This window comes from Pseudomonas sp. Tof1 (assembly GCF_055390395.1).
This window is the reverse complement of the sequence record NZ_AP024344.1, coordinates 2,446,553-2,464,963: the sequence shown is the minus strand read 5'-3', so window position 1 is coordinate 2,464,963 and position 18,411 is coordinate 2,446,553. Positions and strand designations below refer to the sequence as shown.

Genomic DNA, 18,411 nt, shown 5'->3' with positions numbered 1-18,411 from the left:
GCACATCCAGGAAGGTTATATGAAACAACGATCGATGGTGGTTCTAGACGGTGGCATGGGGCGCGAACTGCAACGCAGCGGTGCTCCGTTCCGCCAGCCGGAGTGGTCCGCACTGGCGCTCAGCGAGGCCCCGAGGCGGTCGTGGGCGTGCATGCCTCGTTCATTGCCGCCGGAGCCCAGGTCATCACCAGCAACAGCTACGCCGTGGTGCCCTTCCATATCGGTGAGGAGCGCTTTGCCCGGGAAGGACGTCAACTGGCCGAAACCGCCGGCAAGCTGGCCCGTACCGCTGCCGACGCCAGCGCGCAGCCGGTGCAGGTGGCGGGCTCCCTGCCACCGCTGTTCGGTTCCTATCGGCCCGACCTGTTCCAGCCTGAGCGCGTGGCCGAAGTGCTCACGCCGCTGCTCGAAGGTCTGGCGCCGCACGTCGACCTCTGGCTGGCCGAAACCCAGAGTTCGATTGCCGAGGTCCGGGCGATCCACGCCCACCTGCCGGCCGATGGCAAATCGTTCTGGGTGTCGTTCACCCTGCAGGACGAAGACATCGACGATACACCACGCCTGCGCTCCGGCGAGCCGGTGGCCGAAGCCATCAAGGTCGTTGCCGGCCTGGGCGTGAGCGCCGTGCTGTTCAACTGCAGCCAGCCGGAAGTCATTGGTGCGGCCGTGGACGTGGCGCGCTCGGTGATCGAAGGGCTGAACGTCGATATCGCCATCGGTGCCTACGCCAACGCTTTCCCGCCGCAACCCAAAGAGGCCACCGCCAACGATGGCCTGGATGAACTGCGCGAAGACCTCGACCCACCCGGCTACCTGGCCTGGGCCCGGGATTGGCGGCAACGCGGTGCCAGCCTGATCGGTGGCTGCTGCGGCATCGGCCCGGAACATATCGCCGAATTGAAGCGCAACCTGGCTTGAGCCTCTGATGAAACAGGCTCGCGCCGGGATCGAGCAGCCGCTGCATCACGCCGCGTTCGGACTGACGTTCGTGGCCCTCGACCCCGATGGTCACCGGTTGCGCGTCTGCCTGCCCTGTCCGTCCGGGCAAACGGCGTAGAGGCGTCTCTGATACCGGCGGCCGCGTGGCGATATGTGGTCGCCTGAAAACCTGTCAAACGGTCCTGTGCAGCAAAGGCATGCGGCTTGATCCAGTTTTCCGGCTGCGATTGCCAGGGGGACTGGGGAGGATTCGAGGCTTCTCTTTCAGGAGCCCCGCCATGTCCCACCCTCGCCACACGCCCTCTGCGCTCGTCCCCACTGGCCCGATGAAGCCTCTCAGGCGCCTGGGTCTGATTGTTCTCATCCCCCTGGTGCTCGCCCTGCTCAGCCTGCTCGTGGGCAGCCTGGTGAGCATCAGCGGGCTTTCGCTCATGCGCTTCGCTCAGTGGCAAGCGTGGCAGGTCCACCATTACGGGTACTTCCTGCTCGCCCGCCTCCTCCTCTTCAGCCTCGCCGCGTGGGGATGGGTGTGGTTCCGTCGCAGGGCCCTGCCGGTTCAGCCGGGCGTTCCCGACAGCCTGAAAAGGGCCGAGGTCATTGCCGCCCTCGGCATCCTGCTGATCGAGCTGGTGCGGGCCCTGGCACTGTGGGAGGGCCTGGCATGACGCTCTATGCCAACGATTACCTGGAGTACTACCTGACCCTGGTGGGCTGGCTGGTCAGCAACGGGATCTGGAACGTGATGATGGACTCGGGCTTCTTCGCGCTGCCCTTCCTGGTCATCCTGCTGCAGGAGTGGTTCAAGGCCCGGGAGGAAGGCGGTGGCGCCGAGCTGGCGTTTGCGGCCAGCGCCAGCATCGAGCACCGCTTGTGGCTGGCGACCGCGGTGATCCTGTTCGCCGGAGTGCCCGTCATGACCGTGAGCCTGAGTACCCTGGAGTTCGACCAGAGTCGTTCGGAACAGTGTCAGCATCAAGCCCCCCTGCCCCAGAACACCGGCTGGTCAAAGTCCTTCACCACCCTGAACGGCCAGAGTGCGAAGGTGCCGTTCTGGTGGTTCTTCGTGCACTCGGCGTCCAAGGCCGTGAGCGGCGCCGCGGTAGCGGCCATTCCCTGCGGGACGGATCTGCGGCAGATGCGCATGGAGGTGAACAACACCCGCCTGACAAACCCACTGCTGGCTCAGGAGGTGGCCGACTTCGTCGACGACTGCTACGGCTACTCCCGCGCCAAGCTGTTCATGAAGCAACCTGACCTGACCGAGGAACAGACCAACGACATCAACTGGATCGGCTCGCGGTATTTCCTGGAGAACAAGGGGTTCTACGACACCTATCACTCCAAGACTCCACGCGACGCATGGCCTTACGATCCTGAGCGGGACGCGGGCCTGGCGAAAGTACCCGGCGGTGGCGGCTACCCGACGTGCAAGCAGTGGTGGAGTGACGAAAAGGAGGGATTGAAAAGCCGGGTGCTCGCCGAAGTGGACAGCTCGCTACTGGAGCGTTTCACCAAGTGGGCCACGTTTACCAGCAAGGACAAGGTGGACGAAGCGCTCATCCGGCAGGTGGTTTCACCGAGAAATCAGCAAATGACCCAGGGCAAGGTCTATACCGACTACGGTGGCCGGATTGGCCCTTCGATTCCTGACGTTGCGGCCCGGGTGACCGGCGCGGTGGGCACGACCATGGGCACGCTGACGAACCTGCCGGCGATGGACGTCGTGCGCCAGGCGCTGCCGATGGTGATGGCCCTGCTGAAAATGGCGCTGGTGATCTGCATTCCACTGGTGCTGGTGCTCGGCAGCTACGACCTGAAGGCGGTGATCACCGTGTCGGTGGTGCAGTTCGCGATGATCTTCGTCGACTTCTGGTTCCAGCTGGCGCGCTGGATGGACAGCACCATCTTCGATGCCTTGTACGGGTCCGGCTCGCCCCATTCGAACCTGAACCCGTTGATGGGGTTGAACAATGAGCAGGCTGATTTTCTGTTGGGTATTGTGATGGGGGCGATGTTCCTTGCGCTGCCTTCATTCTGGATGACCTCATTGGCCTGGGCCGGCCTACACACAGGCCATTTCCTAAAAGGTCTGGTAGATGGAACTATTAGCCCTCAACAATATGGAGGAAAAGGCAAAGATATATTGCAGCGGACTGCACAGAAATCAATAAAGAGAAATTCTAAATAGTTATTAAACTCATAGATCACGATGAAATGCAGGATCAATTCGATTCTCTACGGAGTACGGATCCGGAAAAAGCCTTTCTCCATCCATCCAAACCGGCTCTTCTTCATCCTCTATCTCTGAGCTATTAAGCAGTATTTCCTTAAGTGTCAAAACGCCAACAACAACGACCAGAATCCAAAATACCAAACCCAGAAACCCGCCAATCAATAACAATCGCACCAACCCACCCAGCAAGCTCGCCAACATGGCGGGTACTCCTTTCTTCATCGCCCACCCGATCACTGGCTCCTCCCACCTGCGATAGCGGCGGGAGAGCCAGTCAAATACGCGTTTCAGACGATAGAAAAGTCCCTTTTTCCTGGCTTTAGCAACCATGCTTATACCCTCGCGATTGAGATTTCCGGCGCCGTACTGCTTCTCGGCACGACGCTCAAATCAGCTTGGCAGAGGGTCTGTACAAGCACCTGTAGGCTTTTTCCCAAATAAAGACGGATTCGACATCTGGGTCCCGGAAACCCGATTCAACCAACCCAGCGCGGGGTGGCGATGGGCGTGGTGCACCTGATCGAACTGGCACAGTTGAGGATGGACAAGCTCCTGAATGGGCATGCCGTCAGCCGATAGCACTGGCGCTGTAAGTACCACCGGCGCGGTGGGTCAGCGGGCATCTTCCAGCCGACAGTTTCTCCAGTGGCAGAAACGTTGAATCATCCCCTGCATGATCCGTCCAATGACCTACTGCCCTGTATCCGGGCAGCGAATTCATCCTGATAAAGCGCAGGTCATCCGTCCCCCGGCGCTCAAGAACCCCGGAGAAGTCCCATGCATCGTGTGGTCGACAGCGATACCCAGGAAATAAGAATAGATTTTCTTCAGGACACCCTGTTCGGCGTCAACGCCTTCAATTTCCACTGCACGGCACAGCTTTCACTCTCACCCACCGGCCCCTCATCGACCTTGCAACTCTTGATCGCACCGCCCTGGCCTGAACAGTTCGAAGCGGCTCATTCGCTCACCTTCCGTTGGAACGAGACGCTGTACAGTGGGACGGTCCGCGCCGCACACCGGCAGCCCGATGGCCGCCTGCTGCTGACCCTCGAGCGGCAACCCTGAGAGGCAGCCGCCCAGCAGGCGCAGCAGCAGGAAGCACCGAGGCCACCGGCGTTCAGCCCTTGCTGTGTTCGGGAGAGGACGGCCCCTTGGTCACACCACGTGGGCCGGTTATTCCCCAGGCCACCAGGCCGACCACGGGCAGCAGGAAAATCACCGCCGTCCAGAAGGCCTTGCTGCCAGAGGGTTCGGGGCTTCTCCAGACGCTGTTGATGGCCCACAGGTCCAGTAACAAGAGGATGGCCAGAGCCCCGATCCAAAAGTAATAGGTTTGCATGATGGTTCTCCTGGTTGATAAAGCATTAGGTCGGACGCTATCCGGGCAGTTCAGTCAATCTCTCAGCCCTCGGACCAGGGGCGAGGCCAGGTTTCCCGGGATCGCCGCCCGGTTGATCGGGCACGGGGCATTGTCCGGGGGAAAAGGATTTAAGAACTTCAGCCCGCGGGGTGGTCGATTCAAGGAGGTGCCCGTCTCACAGCCAGTGAACAAACACCGCTCAACGAACCGATTGATCAAGGGGAAGTCATGGCTTACCTGGACCTGCTGCAATGGCCCGCCATGGTGGTCACCGTATTGGCCGCCTGGCTGATCGGCTCACTTAAACCCAGACGCCGAATGATCGGCTTCGTCTGTTTCACTCTCAGTAACGTGCTGTGGGCGATATGGGGATGGCACGCCCAGGCCTATGCGTTGATCGTATTGCAGGTCTGTCTGTGCGCAATGAACGTGCGTGGTTTCGGGAAAAACGCACGGGATCGCAAAACCGCCCACTCGCCCAGCCAAGGGCACTGATCTCGAACAATCCCCGGAACTACCCGGCACGCTGGCGGGTGGGGTCGCGGCTCTGCGCCAGCAGCAGGTCGACCACTGCACGACAACGTGCCTGATCATCCAGGTGCGCGGGTTGGGCCTGGAAGCAGCGCAATTGATGTTCGGCGCTGGTGCCGTCCCGCAACAGGTTGAAGGCCTGGTTGAACAGCTGCTCCTGGCCCAGGGCCTGCGCCGTGGCGCCGAAGGTGTGCCGGGCCGACGCCAACCAGTGGTGCAGATCCATCACCGGCTGTTCGGGGTCCATCAGGTAGTGCCCGTGCACGCCCCAACGGCGAGCCTGAAAACGGTTCTCCTTGAGCAACCAGTGATGGACCAGGGTGTAGCGCTGACCGGGCTCGGCGTGCAGGCAGGCATGGCGCACCATGACGCTGAACAGGCCGGCCAGGGTCAGGACATCCTCGACGCGAGGACAGGCATCGGTCAGGCGCAGCTCAAGCGTCGGATAGCGCAACGACGGCCGGATCCCCCACCAGATCGGCGTGTCGGCACGTAGCGCCCCGGCGCGACGCAGCAGGGCCAGATAGTCGCCGTAGGCCTGGTCATCATTCAGGTATTCGGGAACGCCCATGCGCGGCCACTCATCGCACACCACCTGGCGGTAGCTGAAGTAGCCACTGTCGCGGCCTTGCCAGAACGGTGACGAGGCGCTCAGCGCCAGTAGCAACGGCAGCCAGGGCAGCACCTCGTTCATGACGCGGATGCGGTCAATGCCGGGGGGCACTTCAGCATGCACATGCAGGCCGCTGAGCACACTGCGCTGCGCGACCTGGGCGTAATCGCCGAACAACTGCCGGAAATGCTCCTGCCCGGTGGCACGTTGAAGGTGCCACTGGGCCACTGGGTGCGTTCCCGCGCAGAGGAAGCCCAAGCCGTGAGGCGCCAACGCCTGGTCGAGTGCGTAGCGTCGCTGGCGCAGGTACTCGCTGGCCTGAGCGAGATGCTCGAACACGGGCGACGCCACTTCGATCTGGCCCTGGAACATTTCGGCGGCGAACCCCGCGCCCAGCGCCTCACGACAATCGCGCAGCACCTGGGCCGAAGGCTCGGCGACCATCTGCCGGCTGTCCAGATCGGTGATGAAATACTCTTCTTCGACCCCCAGACGCTGTGGCAGGCCGTGATCGAAGGACATGGCGGGCCTCATCGCTCAGGGCAGACGGGTGACGGTGAGCACCACCACCGCGATCCGCTCCACCTGCTCATAGCCGGGTTTGTCCAGCTCCTCGCCAAACACATCAGGGTCCAGTTCCCGATAGGTCCAGCCATAGCGCCCATCGACCAGAAGCGTCCGGGCGGCCTCGAGAAACGGATCCTGCCCCTGGACTATCGCCACGCCGGTGTACAGGACCAGCGCACCGTTGACGTCCAGCCGTGGCAGGGAAGCCTGGAGGATGCGCAACGACAGGTGCTCGCCCAGTGCCCCGCCGCCATGACGATAGGCTCGTTGCCGGCTGTCGTTCATGTAGGGGGGATTGGCCACGATCAGATCGAAACGCCCCTCGATGCTGTCGAGCAAATCACTGTGGTAAACGCTGAGGTTGCGCACCCCGGCCAGCTCGGCATTCACCGCACTCAAGCGCAGGGCGCGCGGGTTGATGTCGACGGCCAGCACCTGCGCATCATGCCGGGCACGCGCCACCAGCAGGGCCCCGACACCGGTGCCGCAGCCGATGTCCACGGCACGCCGCACCGGTGCAAAACGCTGGTTCAAATAGTCTGTGATCACACCGGCAAACCGATAACTGTCGGGCCCGAAAAACACGGCATCCGGCTCTTCGGTCGGAAACGCGGAATGGGCCAGCAGCAGGTCTCCCAGGCTCGACCATCGAATCGTGCTGCGCAGGCGACCGGCGTCTTCCCGCAAGATCCCGGCCTGCTGCAGTTGGGCAAGCTGCGCCGCCTCCAGCAGGCTGGGCTCGAAGGGTCGGGACCAGCCAAATACATCGCGAAGATCCACCGCACAGGGTAGCGGTGATCGGGCCAGCACCCGCTGGTGCGTCAATGGCGTGGGTGTGACGAAACGGTAGCCGTCCGCCTGCAGACGCCGCCCCAGTTGCACCAGCGCCTGGTCGGTCTGGCGCGACAGCGTGTAGTCGCAAGGATTCATGGCCGCTCTCCTGAGCAATCAGCGCAAGCGCTTACGCAGTTCGAGGAAGGTGCGGGCGGCAAAGAGCCCGGCGGGCCGGCTATGGCGAGGGGCGGATAGCCAGGGCAACAGCACCGCGATCTGCTGGTCAGGTGAATACCGGTTCAACACCTGGCGCAAGAGGCAGGTTTCCGGATCGTCTTGAGCATCCTCCGCCGCCCGGCGATGGGCCACTCCCCCCGGGGAATGCCAACAGGCGTTGAGTCCTGCCACCTTCCCGCAATCCAATCCTTGATCAGTTGCTTCTCATAGCCATTGAACACCCCGAACATCGCCGCGGCGTCACCCTCGATCAGACGCCAGAAGCGACTGTCTCGCGGGTCCTGGTGACGACGGATCCAGCCCCGGTCCTGCAAGGCCTGCAAGAACGCCGGAATACACCCCGGTTGCTCCAGCCACTGGTTGACGGTCCTGCCTTCGAAGCGACAGCGATCGGCATGCAGGTACTGGCCGGCCAGTCGCTTGCGCTCCAGCATCGACACCACTTCCCGCTCCAGATCGAAAGCCCTGATCACGTCCAGCGTGCCCAGTCCCAGGTCATTGAGCTGATAACCGCGGGCCACTCGTTGCCAGTACTGTTTGGCGTCCATGCCGATCGGCTTCAGTTCGCTGACGGCTTGCACGGCCTTGCGCGCATGACCCGTGCTGGCGTTGTCGATGGTGACGTGCAGCGTAAAGTAGTAGGGGTCGATGCCCCATTCGCTCAGCTCGTAGGCGCAGATCAGCAAATGCAGGGGCAACTGCTCGTAACCCAGGTTGTAACCCAATACCTCCGGCAGGAAGGCATCGGCAGCGTGCCCCAGCGCCAGTTGAATCACACCTTGCCGATAGTGCTCGTCGCCCAGATCCGGATCGTGCTCGCAGTCTTCATCGGCCAGCAGCCGGCGATACAGGGCCACATGATTGAGCGCGGCCTCGCCATCCCCCAGCTCCTGCAGATAGGTGGTGATCAGACCGTCATAGCGATAGTCCCTCCAGTGTTTCAACGTTCCGTACAGCCAGGCGCCATCGACCAGCTTGGTCGGTGCCACGGCCTGCAGGAAGTACAGTGCATGCGCCTTGTTGCGCAGATAACGTCGCCCAGCGCCCTGGCGGCGTTCCTGCAGGTAGTGAGCGTACTGCCGGGCGACCTCGGCACAGTGGCCCTCGACCCAGGCCAGCAGCTGATGGAATTGAGTGGGCAGCGGATGGGCAGCCGGTTCCACCTGTTGCAATTGCTGGTGGAGAACGTCACAGGCCAGCTCCACGGGCGGCTCGTCACCCAGGGCCAGCAGTTGCTGGTACAGGTTGCGCAGTGGCGCGCACGGTAGCGGTGCCAAGCTTGCGCTCAGCGCTTTGACTGGCGTCATCGAGTACTCCTTCAAATCAGTGGCTCATGAGGGGAAGAGCCGCTGCGCAAAGGAAAGATTCCATTCCGTTTCATCAATGGCTGATGACCGGTCCTGCTGACGGAAATTCGCCGTTTCGCTTCATCGGCACCGGGCCTGAAAGAATGCTTCGCGACGGTCGAAGTCTGATAAGGCGCAGCGCTCCTGTCCCTGTGCCAAAGACCTCAAGGCGAAGCGGCCAAGCCGACGTCAATGCCGCACCGCCCTCCCCTCTCTATACCCCTATTGCAGAAGCACGCCGGTTGCTTATAAGCATCAAACGGCAGAAAAACAGCAAACTACCGTTCATCGCCAGAAGAAAATTTAGTTCCAACTTCTCCCACCCACCCCAATCCCAGTTAATGCTCGCCCTGCGGTGAGCGAAACAACTCAACGAACCAGAGGTATCATCATGACCAGTAAAGGCAATTCGAACCCAGGCAACTTCGCCAACGATCGTGAAAAGGCATCCGAGGCCGGCAAGAAAGGCGGTCAGGCGTCGGGCGGCAATTTCGCCAACGATAAGCAGAAGGCCTCTGAAGCGGGTAAAAAAGGTGGCCAGCATAGCCACGGTGGTCAAGGCCGCAGTTGATGTCTGAGTCCTTGCGCAGGGGCTGCGGCCCTTGCGCCTCTTTTTGCAAGCCTTGCACCCTGCTCTCTCAGGCTAGGCATGACGACTCTCGGAGATTGTCCCTTTATTCTGGATAGTCTCTGCTTCGGTATATTCTCTATAAATCGAAAAATCCGGCTGTAATAAAGAAGTCAAACCCAGAGCATTGATGGCCCTAAAAAATGTCGAAATTACCGATCATGGGTGTTTCATATTTAAAGTCTATTCTCCTTTCGGGATGAGTTGAAACTACCAGGCCACTCCTGCTCGATACGGATGTTGCCTTGCACAACCGCTGCCGTTCAAACGCAATCGGATTGAACTCCCTTCAAGCACTCTGCTTCATACCTTAGGCAATGGTTCTCCACCGTTCCACCCGCCAAGGATGATGAGCATGCCCCATGCCGACACCCTCCAGCATGACGTACTGCAAACCCTGCTCAGCCGTTTTCCGGCGTCTGCGCCTGCCGCTCAAACCCTGCGCACCTTGCAGGCCCACGGCCTGGATCGATTGCCGTTGCCAGGCCAGGGCAAGACCTTGCAGCGCTGGCAAAAACTGGCCCAAGTGGCCGGGCATGACCTTTCACTGGCCAAACTCTATGAAGGCCATACCGATGCGCTGGCAATCCTGGCTGAATGTGATGCCCGGCACCTGGAGGACCCGCATATCTGGGGCGTCTGGGCCGCCGAGCCGCCCTTTGCCAGCACGCGGATTGTCGCCCGTCGCGGCCCGCAGTTGCAGTTGCGCGGGCGCAAGGCCTGGTGCTCGGGTGCCCACCACATCGATCGCGCACTACTGACCGCCTGGGATGAAGAAGGCCGTCAGCAACTGGTCGCCATCCATCTCAATGAGCCCACCCAACACCTGGACGCCAGCACCTGGCACGCGGTGGGCATGGCAGACACCGGCAGCGTTGAGCTCGAGTTTCGCGACACCCCTGCGTACCCGGTGGGTCAACCGGGGCGTTATCTGGAGCGTCCGGGTTTCTGGCATGGCGGGGCAGGTATTGCCGCTTGCTGGTATGGGGCCAGTGAGGCCCTGGCCGAGCATCTGCGCCAGTACTGCTGCACCCGGCGATCCGATCCCCATGCCAACGCCCACCTGGGGGCCGTCGAGGCGTCCCTGTGCGCCGCCAGAGCCACACTGCGCGAATGTGCAGCCTGGATCGACGCGCATCCGCAGGCCGAGGCCAGCGTCCCCGTACGCCGCTTGCGGGCAGTGGTGGAAGAAGCCGCCTCGAACGTGAGCGCTCATGTGGGACGTGCGCTGGGGGCCAGCCCCTACTGTCGTGATCCCCACTTTGCCCGGCTCGCTGCCGACCTTCCGGTGTACCTGCGGCAAAGCCATGCCGAGCGGGACCTGGCAGAGCTGGGCCACCAGGTGGCCGATGCGGCGCCAGGGAGCTGGCAGCTATGAGCACCGCCATGGACTCGAAGGCGATTGAGGGAACCGGCACGCCCCTGGCCGACTGGCAACGCTCGGTGTCCCTGGCGGAGGTGCCGCCCATCAGCCGCAACACGCTCGTTCCCGACGGATGCCGGCTGGTCGTGGTCGCACCGCACCCCGATGACGAGGTGCTGATGTGCGGGGGGCTGCTGGTGGGCCTGGCGCAACAGCCGGCACCGAACCTGTTGTTGATCTCGGTGACGGACGGCGAAGCCAGCCATCGAGGGTCGACGCGCTGGACTGAACACCGGCTTCGGCAGGTGCGCCCCCAGGAGAGCCTGGCCGCCCTGCATGAACTGGGACTCAAGACCACGCAGCTGCAATGGTTGCGCCTCGGGCTGCCGGACAGTGACGTTGCACGCCATGAACCCGAGCTGTGCCACGACCTGTCGCAATGGATCGAACCCGGGGATCGCGTGATCACCACTTGGCGCGAGGATGGTCATGCTGACCATGAAGCGGTTGGGCGGGCCTGCGCCGGGGCAGCCCGACAACGCCAGGCCATGCTGTTCGAAGCCCCCGTGTGGGCGTGGCACTGGGCCCTGCCGAACGATGCCCGCCTGCCGTGGAAACGTGCTCGCAAACTCTCGCTCGACGCCTCGACGCTCTCACTCAAGCGTCGGGCGATCGCCGCTCACCGCAGCCAGACAGTGCCTGATCAGGACACCGCGCCAGTGCTGCAGGCCCATGCCCTCGAAAGGCTTCTGCAACCCTTTGAACTGGTATTCACATGAGTGTGAGCGAGCACTACTTCGCCCAGTTGTTTGCCGCCAGTGACGACCCCTGGCAATTTCGCAGCCGCTGGTACGAGCAACGAAAACGCGACCTGATCCTGTCCTGCCTGCCACGGCAACGCTATGGGCGTGTCTTCGAGCCCGCCTGTGCCAATGGCGAGCTCAGTGCCGCCCTGGCCTGCCGCTGCGACGCACTGCTGTGCCAGGACGGCGACCCGACGGCCGTGCGCCTGGCACGGACACGCCTGGGCGACCTGCCCCACGCGGTGGTCGAACAGGGCCGGCTGCCCACGACCTGGCCGGCGGGACCGTTTGACCTGATCGTACTGGGCGAGATCGGCTATTACCTCAGTGCCTGCGACTGGCGCCAGGTTATCGCCCAGGCCCTCGACAGCCTGGCGCCCGGGGGTGAAGTGCTGGCCTGCCACTGGCTTGCGCCCATCGCGGGGTGCGAACAGGACGGAAGCCAGGTCCATGCCCTGCTCGAACGCCATCTGCCCCTGCATCGGGTCGTGCGCCATGAGGAAGCGCAGTTTCTGTTGGAGCTCTGGAGCCCGGAGCCCTGCGTCGTCAATCTGCAGGAGACCTGCCTATGATCGCCGTGATCGTACCTGCCCATAACGAGGCCCAGCGACTGGGGAAATGCCTCCAGGCCTTGAAACGGGCCGCCCGCCCTGTGGAACGCCTGGGCGAAGCCGTCCAGATCCTTGTCGTCCTGGATCAGTGCAGCGATGCCAGCCACTCCATCGCCGTGGCACATGCCGTTCGCACCCTGAGCATCGACGCACGCAACGTCGGCATGGCCCGCCGGGCCGGCGCCTCCCTGATGCTGGAGAACGGCGCTCGCTGGCTGGCGTGTACCGATGCCGACAGTTGCGTCCCTCCCGACTGGTTGCTCTGCCAACTGGCATTTGGCGCCGATGCCGTGTGCGGCACCGTGCATGTGGAGCACTGGCAGGCTCATCAGGATGCCCGGCTGCGCCAGCGTTATCAGGCGCACTACCAGGCGCGCGAGCATCATCGCCACATCCATGGGCCAACCTGGGCATTTGTGCCAGGGCCTACCAACGGGCCGGCGGCTTTCAACCCCTGCCACTGCACGAGGATGTACAACTGGTGAACGACCTGCAGCAAAGCGGGGCTCGAATCGTGTGGACCGCCCGCAACAGTGTCTCCACCAGCAGTCGCAGCGACTGTCGCGTGCGCGGCGGCTTCGGCGATTTTCTCACTGCGCTGGGCACTTGAGCCCCGCCATGGGCTTCCTCCTGTGGATGAGCGTGCTGGGCGGAATCCTGCTGGTCCTGGCACTGACCTCCTCCGCCTTGCGCTGGATGCCGATCACCACCTCGGCCGCCTGCCTGGTCATGGGGATTGCCATGGGTCCTGCCGGACTCGGCTGGCTGCAACTGGACCTTCATCAGGCGTCGTCCTGGATGGAGCACCTGAGTGAGGTCGCCGTACTGTTTTCCCTGTTCGTGTGCGGACTCAAGCTGCGCCTGCCTCTGAAGGACCCCAGCTGGCGAGTCGCCTTGGGGCTTGCCGGACCGGTGATGCTGCTGAGCATTGCGGCCACCGGCATGGCGCTGCACTATCTGCTCGGACTGCCCTGGGGAGCCGCTGTGCTGGTGGCCTCGATCCTCGCCCCTACCGACCCGGTATTGGCCTCCATGGTTCAGGTGAACGACTCGAGGGATCACGACCGGGTGCGTTTCGGCCTTTCCGGCGAAGCAGGACTCAACGACGGGGTGGCCTTTCCATTCGTCCTGTTGGGGCTGGCGATGCTCCAGGCGCCAGGCAGCACCAGCGATGGCTGGCTGGAGTGGCTATGCAAGGATCTGGTGTGGGCCGTTCCGGCAGGCCTGCTGATCGGCTACGGCATGGGGCGCGGGCTGGGCCGGCTGACGCTGCTGATGCAAACCCGAAACCGGGACAGCACCTCCTCGCCCAACGACTACCTGACGCTGGCGCTGATCGCCCTGGCCTATGTGATTGCAGAGGCATTGCAGGGGTATGGTTTTCTCTCGGTCTTCGCGGCCGCGCTCGGCTTGCGCCGGTCGGAAGTGCTCTCCTCGGACAGTGCCAAAGCGCCCGCCGAGCACCTGGTGCAGCCCGTGGTCGGGCACCAGAACGTCGAGCCGCACCTGGCCCTGCATGGCGATGTCGATGCCCTGGAAGAGGCCCAGGTGGCGGCGGGGGTGATGATGGGGGACATGCTGGCCTTCGGTAACCTGGTGGAAAGGGCCATGGAGGTGTTCCTGGTCACCCTGCTGGGGGTCGTCATCGTGAACTGTTGGGACGGGCGGGCAGTGATCATCGGCGCCCTCCTGTTTCTCGTCATCCGGCCGTCGAGCGTCCTGCTGCTGCCTTGGGGCCCACTGCTGCAGACGCCTCAACGGTGGCTGGTGGGCTGGTTCGGTATCCGCGGGATCGGCAGCCTGTATTACCTTTTCTACGCCTTGAATCACGGGCTGGACGCGGACCTGGCCGGGACCTGTGTCGGCCTGACCCTCTCGGTGGTCGCCCTCAGCATCCTGATCCATGGCCTGAGTACCCAGCCCATGCTTGCCCGCTATGAGCGCCTGAGGGCGAAGCAGGATGACACCTGACCCGAACGGGACCGCCTGCCAAACAGGTCCACGCCCTGCCGCTTCATCCTGCAAGTCGAATCAGAAGCTGACGGTCTGCACTATCACCGACCAGCTTCCGAGCAACAGCCAGAAGAGGGCAAAAAGCAGCGGTGAACGCAGGGAGAACAGCAGCGATTTGCGGTACCCCTTGTGCGTTGATTCACTGGCGCAGAATAACGGCGACTCATCATAGGCCAATCCCATCACCGGCTCGCTCTGCAAGAGCTGGCTTTGCTTGAAGTGCCAGTGATCGATGATCTCGTACGCCGCCTTGATGCCAGGCCAGGCGTTCAGGGAACTGAGAATGCCGAGCAAGGCCAGTATCGGCGGCAGGGACAGCGTGAACAGCTTGCCCCACTCAGGATTGACGTTGCTCATACAGGAAGCGAAAGCGATGACCAGAAATGACTGGGCCGTGAGGTAGGCGTCCGTCCGATTGGACAGGATGGTGGTTTCGTACTGGATTTCACGGCGATAGAAATCCAGGCGCTCCTTGGGAGAGCCGAACATCTTGGCATTCTGCTCGGTCAGGTCATCCTCGTTGATCCGAGACGTCAGGATCCGGGGCATCGCAACAGGCTCTCGTGGTCAGTTTCCATTACGCGTTGTCGGGCTGCCCGGAGACAGATCCTCGGCGATACATGACTGCTCTCCTGAAAAGCGCTTGAAACTCAAGGACCCGGCCGCCGCGATAATAATTCCATTGTTTTTATCCAGGCCCGACACAAGGCAATCACAGCGCAACTGGCCGCTTCGCCAGTTTTACCGCTCGTCCGTAAAAAAAACATCCGTTCAAACCAATCCGGGCGACGCCTTTTCCATACCCCTGTTACCGATTCAAACGCACTGAAACACACACCGCACTGAATGCAGTGCGCGTGAGGGAGCACCTATGAAAATCAAAAAACCTCATCTGTCTTTCCTGATCAGTGCAATGACGCTACAGGGGTGTAATGCCGTTCTGTTGAACCCCAAAGGCCAAGTCGCCATTGACGAGCGCAACCTCATCTTTCTCGCCACGGCGCTGATGCTGGTTGTGGTCTTGCCGGTGATCGTCATGACCTTCTGGTTCGCCTACCGCTATCGCGCCAGCAACAAGACTGCGCCCTACGCACCGCGCTGGGCCAGCTCACACAGGATCGAGGCGGTCGTCTGGGGAGTGCCGCTGCTCATCATCTTGGTTCTGGGTGTCGTCACCTGGCGGACCACCCACTCGCTGGATCCCTACAAGCCCCTCGAGTCGCAGGTCGCACCGCTGAATGTCCAGGTGGTGGCGACAGACTGGAAATGGCTGTTCATCTATCCCGACCTGGGGATCGCCAGTGTCAATGAGCTGTCCCTGCCGGTAAACACTCCGGTCAGCTTCACCATCACTTCCGACGCGGCGATGACGTCATTTTTCATTCCCGCATTGGGAGGCCAGGTCTACGCCATGGCCGGCATGCAGACCCGGCTCCACCTGATCGCCAACGAAACGGGGCAGTTGCGGGGCATCGCCGCCAATTACAACGGCCCCGGTTTCTCGGACATGCACTTCGATACCTATGCCACGACCGCCAGCGGGTTCGAGGCGTGGGTGGCCAAGGTGAAAACCGCCCCACGATCACTGGATCACGCGCAATACGCAAGGCTCGCCAGACCCACCATCGCCCATCCGGTGACCTACTACTCCCGCGTCGATGAAACGCTGTTCCAGGCCATTGTGGACCAGTACGAGGGGATGAACCCATCCAACGGAACCAAGGGCAAGGAAACCGGGATGCGTGCCATCGGAATCCATGACCGCAAGCCCCAACCCATGATGTCGAAGGAGCCCTGACATGTTCGGAAAATTGACCTGGGACGCCATCCCCACCGATGAGCCGATCATCATGTACACCCTGGCGGTGGTGGCGCTGATCGGCGTCACCCTGCTCGCCTGGGTGACCCATAAGCGGTACTGGGGCCACCTGTGGCGCGAATGGCTCACGAGCGTGGACCATAAGAAGATCGGCTGCATGTACATCATCGCGGCACTGGTCATGCTGCTGCGCGGTTTCTCCGACGCCATCATGATGCGGACACAGCAGGCCATGGCCGCCGGTGGGGGAGCCGGCTACCTGCCCCCGGAACACTACGATCAGATCTTCACCGCCCATGGCGTGATCATGATCTTCTTCATGGCCATGCCGTTCGTGGTGGGGCTCATGAACGTCGTCGTGCCGCTGCAGATCGGCGCCCGCGATGTCGCCTTCCCTTTCCTCAATGCCTTGAGCTTCTGGCTGTTCGTGGTCGGAGCCGTGCTGGTCAACGTGTCATTGGGGGTCGGCGAGTTCGCCCGCACCGGCTGGGTGGCCTACCCGCCTCTTTCAGGGCTCGCCTATAGCCCTGGCGTCGGGGTCGACTACTACATCTGGTCGTTGCAGATCTCCGGCATCGGTACGCTGCTCACCGGGGTCAACTTCTTCGTGACCATCCTGAAGATGCGGACCCAGGGCATGACCCTGTTCAAGATGCCGATCTTCACCTGGACGGTGCTGTGTACCTCCATTCTGATCCTGGCCGCCTTTCCCATCCTCACCGCTACGCTGTTGATGCTGACCATGGACCGCTACCTGGACATGCACTTCTTTACCAATGAAGCCGGCGGCAACCCGATGATGTACGTCAACCTCATCTGGGCCTGGGGACACCCGGAGGTGTACATCCTGATCCTGCCGGCATTTGGCATCTTTTCGGAAATTGCCGCCACGTTCAGTCGCAAGCGCCTGTTTGGCTATGCCTCGTTGGTATGGGCAACCATCGCCATCACGATCCTGTCGTTCATCGTCTGGCTCCATCATTTCTTCACCATGGGTGCCGGCGGCAACGTCAACGCGTTTTTCGGCATCATGACGATGATCATCGCCGTGCCGACCGGGGTGAAGATCTTCACCTGGCTGTTCACCCTGTACAAAGGCCGGGTCCGCTTCGAAACACCCATGCTCTGGACGCTGGGCTTTATCGTGACGTTCAGCATCGGTGGCATGACCGGTGTGCTGCTCGCGGTGCCGGGGGCGGACTTTCTGCTGCACAACAGCCTGTTTCTGATCGCGCACTTTCACAACGTCATCATTGGCGGTGCGGTGTTCGGCTACATGGCGGGCCTGACCTACTGGTTCCCCAAGGCCTTCGGCTTCCGTCTGAACGACAAGTGGGGAAAGACCGCCTTCTGGTGTTGGCTGATCGGCTTCTACTTCGCCTTCATGCCGTCCTACGTGTTGGGTTTCATGGGCATGACCCGACGCCTGAATCACTTCAACAACCCCGAGTGGCGCCCATGGCTGATGCTGGAGTTGATCGGCGTGGCGATCATTCTCTGTGGAGTGACGTGCCAGGCCGTGCAACTGTGGGTGAGCATTCGCGATCGCGACAAGAATCGGGACAAGACCGGAGACCCCTGGGACGGGCGCACCCTGGAATGGGCAACAGCCTCCCCGCCCCCGGTCTACAACTTCGCTCAACAACCGGTAGTGGATGACCTGGATGCCTATTGGGGAATGAAGGAGCGTGGCATCAGCACCCTCACCCTCACCGACTACCGGCAGATCCACATGCCCAGCAACACCTCGGCCGGCCTGCTGATCAGTCTCTTCACCTTCCTATGCGGTTTTGCCCTGGTGTGGCACATCGGGTGGCTGGCAGTGCTGGGACTGGTCGCCGCCGGTGTGGCCCTGATTGTTCGCAGTCATGACGAGCACACCGACCATTTCATACCCGCGCAGGAAGTCGCCGTGATCGAGAAAACCCGGCTTCAGCATCTGACGGAGGCGTCATCATGACTCACACGGTATTGAATCAAGCTATCGCCCATAACCACGAACAGGGCCATGAAGACGCGGGCTCCCTGAAGGTGTTCGGCTTCTGGGTCTATCTGATGACCGACTGCATTCTGTTCGCGACGCTGTTCGCCAGTTACGCCGTCCTGCGCGACAACGTCGCCGGTGGACCTTCGACGGTCGACATCTTCGAGCTGCCTTATGTCCTGGGAGAAACCCTGTTGCTGTTGCTGAGCAGCATTACCTATGGCTACGCGATGCTCGCCCTGAACCGAGGTGCCGCCGGACAAGTGATTCGTTGGCTTGGGCTGACGTTCCTGCTGGGGTCCGCCTTCGTGGGCATGGAGATCAATGAGTTTCACCATCTGGTTCAGAAAGGGTACGGCCCTGCCCGCAGCGGCTTTCTCAGTGCCTTTTTCACGCTGGTCGCCACCCACGGTCTGCACGTCGCCATCGGCCTGATCTGGATGGCCGTTCTCATGTGCCAGGTCGCCCGTCGGGGGATCAACGGCACCACGGCAATGCGTCTGAGTTGCCTGAGCCTGTTCTGGCATTTTCTCGATGTCATCTGGATCTGCGTGTTCACCGTCGTCTACCTGCTGGGAGTGGCCTGA

Annotated in this window: 18 protein-coding genes and 2 pseudogenes; 14 read left to right on the top strand and 6 right to left on the bottom strand. The window is 62.0% G+C overall.

The features are described from left to right. Positions 1–19 precede the first annotated feature (19 nt). From ACZ5KU_RS11440 to ACZ5KU_RS11430, 3 genes and pseudogenes are all read left to right on the top strand, one after another. Positions 20–918, top strand: a pseudogene (locus tag ACZ5KU_RS11440) (homocysteine S-methyltransferase family protein). Positions 919–1,217: 299 nt separating this feature from the next. Beyond that, a complete protein-coding gene (locus tag ACZ5KU_RS11435) occupies positions 1,218–1,604 on the top strand; it encodes a hypothetical protein (protein WP_192842823.1) in 387 nt (128 codons plus the stop codon). Further along, positions 1,601–3,127: a conjugal transfer protein TraG N-terminal domain-containing protein gene (locus ACZ5KU_RS11430; protein WP_419736456.1), complete on the top strand. Its 1,527-nt coding sequence runs from the start codon at positions 1,601–1,603 to the stop codon at positions 3,125–3,127. Before ACZ5KU_RS11435 ends, ACZ5KU_RS11430 begins: the two co-directional genes overlap by 4 nt. Before the next feature lie 9 nt (positions 3,128–3,136). Here the strand turns inward: ACZ5KU_RS11430 and ACZ5KU_RS11425 are convergent, their stop codons facing one another. Continuing rightward, positions 3,137–3,502 carry a DUF3742 family protein gene (locus ACZ5KU_RS11425; protein ID WP_054056888.1) on the bottom strand — a complete coding sequence of 122 codons (366 nt, stop codon included), beginning with the start codon at positions 3,500–3,502 and terminating at the stop codon, positions 3,137–3,139. Positions 3,503–3,949: 447 nt separating this feature from the next. On the opposite strand from ACZ5KU_RS11425, the gene ACZ5KU_RS11420 reads away from it, so the two are divergent. Next, positions 3,950–4,240, top strand: a complete 291-nt coding sequence (locus ACZ5KU_RS11420; RefSeq protein WP_054056889.1) for a hypothetical protein — start codon at positions 3,950–3,952, stop codon at positions 4,238–4,240. Positions 4,241–4,292: 52 nt separating this feature from the next. Here ACZ5KU_RS11420 and ACZ5KU_RS11415 read toward each other — a convergent pair whose 3' ends face one another. Continuing rightward, the gene (locus ACZ5KU_RS11415) at positions 4,293–4,514 is read right to left on the bottom strand and encodes a PLD nuclease N-terminal domain-containing protein (protein WP_054056890.1); all 222 of its coding nucleotides are present in this window, start codon (positions 4,512–4,514) and stop codon (positions 4,293–4,295) included. Positions 4,515–4,763: 249 nt separating this feature from the next. On the opposite strand from ACZ5KU_RS11415, the gene ACZ5KU_RS11410 reads away from it, so the two are divergent. Then, positions 4,764–5,030, top strand: a complete 267-nt coding sequence (locus ACZ5KU_RS11410; RefSeq protein WP_054056891.1) for a hypothetical protein — start codon at positions 4,764–4,766, stop codon at positions 5,028–5,030. 19 nt (positions 5,031–5,049) lie between these two features. Here the strand turns inward: ACZ5KU_RS11410 and ACZ5KU_RS11405 are convergent, their stop codons facing one another. The 3 genes from ACZ5KU_RS11405 to ACZ5KU_RS11395 all read right to left on the bottom strand — a co-directional run bounded on the left by ACZ5KU_RS11405 (position 5,050) and on the right by ACZ5KU_RS11395 (position 8,564). After that, complete coding sequence (locus ACZ5KU_RS11405) at positions 5,050–6,201, bottom strand: carboxylate-amine ligase (protein WP_464737167.1); 1,152 nt, start codon at positions 6,199–6,201, stop codon at positions 5,050–5,052. Positions 6,202–6,216: 15 nt separating this feature from the next. Continuing rightward, entirely contained in the window at positions 6,217–7,176 is a 960-nt protein-coding gene (locus tag ACZ5KU_RS11400; protein WP_054056893.1) for a methyltransferase, read from the bottom strand. Between the two features lie 143 nt (positions 7,177–7,319). Continuing rightward, positions 7,320–8,564 carry an iron-containing redox enzyme family protein gene (locus tag ACZ5KU_RS11395; RefSeq protein ID WP_464737166.1) on the bottom strand — a complete coding sequence of 415 codons (1,245 nt, stop codon included), beginning with the start codon at positions 8,562–8,564 and terminating at the stop codon, positions 7,320–7,322. A gap of 430 nt (positions 8,565–8,994) precedes the next feature. Here ACZ5KU_RS11395 and ACZ5KU_RS11390 point away from each other — a divergent pair, with 430 nt between their 5' ends. The 6 genes and pseudogenes from ACZ5KU_RS11390 to ACZ5KU_RS11365 all read left to right on the top strand — a co-directional run bounded on the left by ACZ5KU_RS11390 (position 8,995) and on the right by ACZ5KU_RS11365 (position 13,979). Continuing rightward, complete coding sequence (locus ACZ5KU_RS11390; protein WP_464737165.1) at positions 8,995–9,174, top strand: con-10 family general stress protein; 180 nt, start codon at positions 8,995–8,997, stop codon at positions 9,172–9,174. Between the two features lie 406 nt (positions 9,175–9,580). Next, on the top strand, positions 9,581–10,609 hold the full coding sequence (locus tag ACZ5KU_RS11385; protein WP_464737164.1) for an acyl-CoA dehydrogenase family protein: 1,029 nt from the start codon (positions 9,581–9,583) through the stop codon (positions 10,607–10,609). Between the two features lie 8 nt (positions 10,610–10,617). Continuing rightward, on the top strand, positions 10,618–11,373 hold the full coding sequence (locus ACZ5KU_RS11380; RefSeq protein WP_054056930.1) for a PIG-L deacetylase family protein: 756 nt from the start codon (positions 10,618–10,620) through the stop codon (positions 11,371–11,373). Then, positions 11,370–11,969, top strand: a complete 600-nt coding sequence (locus tag ACZ5KU_RS11375; RefSeq protein ID WP_054056897.1) for a class I SAM-dependent methyltransferase — start codon at positions 11,370–11,372, stop codon at positions 11,967–11,969. Before ACZ5KU_RS11380 ends, ACZ5KU_RS11375 begins: the two co-directional genes overlap by 4 nt. Then, positions 11,966–12,618: pseudogene (locus tag ACZ5KU_RS11370) on the top strand (glycosyltransferase family 2 protein). The gene ACZ5KU_RS11375 and the pseudogene ACZ5KU_RS11370 overlap by 4 nt, the downstream one beginning before the upstream one ends. Positions 12,619–12,626: 8 nt before the next feature. Then, positions 12,627–13,979 carry a cation:proton antiporter gene (locus ACZ5KU_RS11365; RefSeq protein WP_464737163.1) on the top strand — a complete coding sequence of 451 codons (1,353 nt, stop codon included), beginning with the start codon at positions 12,627–12,629 and terminating at the stop codon, positions 13,977–13,979. Between the two features lie 60 nt (positions 13,980–14,039). On the opposite strand, the gene ACZ5KU_RS11360 is transcribed toward ACZ5KU_RS11365, so the two are convergent. Next, positions 14,040–14,570: a hypothetical protein gene (locus tag ACZ5KU_RS11360; RefSeq protein WP_054056900.1), complete on the bottom strand. Its 531-nt coding sequence runs from the start codon at positions 14,568–14,570 to the stop codon at positions 14,040–14,042. A gap of 322 nt (positions 14,571–14,892) precedes the next feature. Between ACZ5KU_RS11360 and cyoA the strand changes: the two genes are divergently transcribed. From cyoA to cyoC, 3 genes are read left to right on the top strand one after another with little or no spacing between them, the layout of a single operon-like run. After that, positions 14,893–15,819 (top strand): ubiquinol oxidase subunit II, encoded by a 927-nt coding sequence (gene cyoA / locus ACZ5KU_RS11355; protein WP_416772823.1) that lies wholly within the window; start codon positions 14,893–14,895, stop codon positions 15,817–15,819. A 1-nt stretch (position 15,820) separates the two neighbouring features. Continuing rightward, a complete protein-coding gene (gene cyoB, locus ACZ5KU_RS11350; RefSeq protein ID WP_464737162.1) occupies positions 15,821–17,800 on the top strand; it encodes a cytochrome o ubiquinol oxidase subunit I in 1,980 nt (659 codons plus the stop codon). Continuing rightward, on the top strand, positions 17,797–18,411 hold the full coding sequence (gene cyoC, locus ACZ5KU_RS11345; RefSeq protein WP_464737161.1) for a cytochrome o ubiquinol oxidase subunit III: 615 nt from the start codon (positions 17,797–17,799) through the stop codon (positions 18,409–18,411). The genes cyoB and cyoC overlap by 4 nt, the downstream gene beginning before the upstream one ends.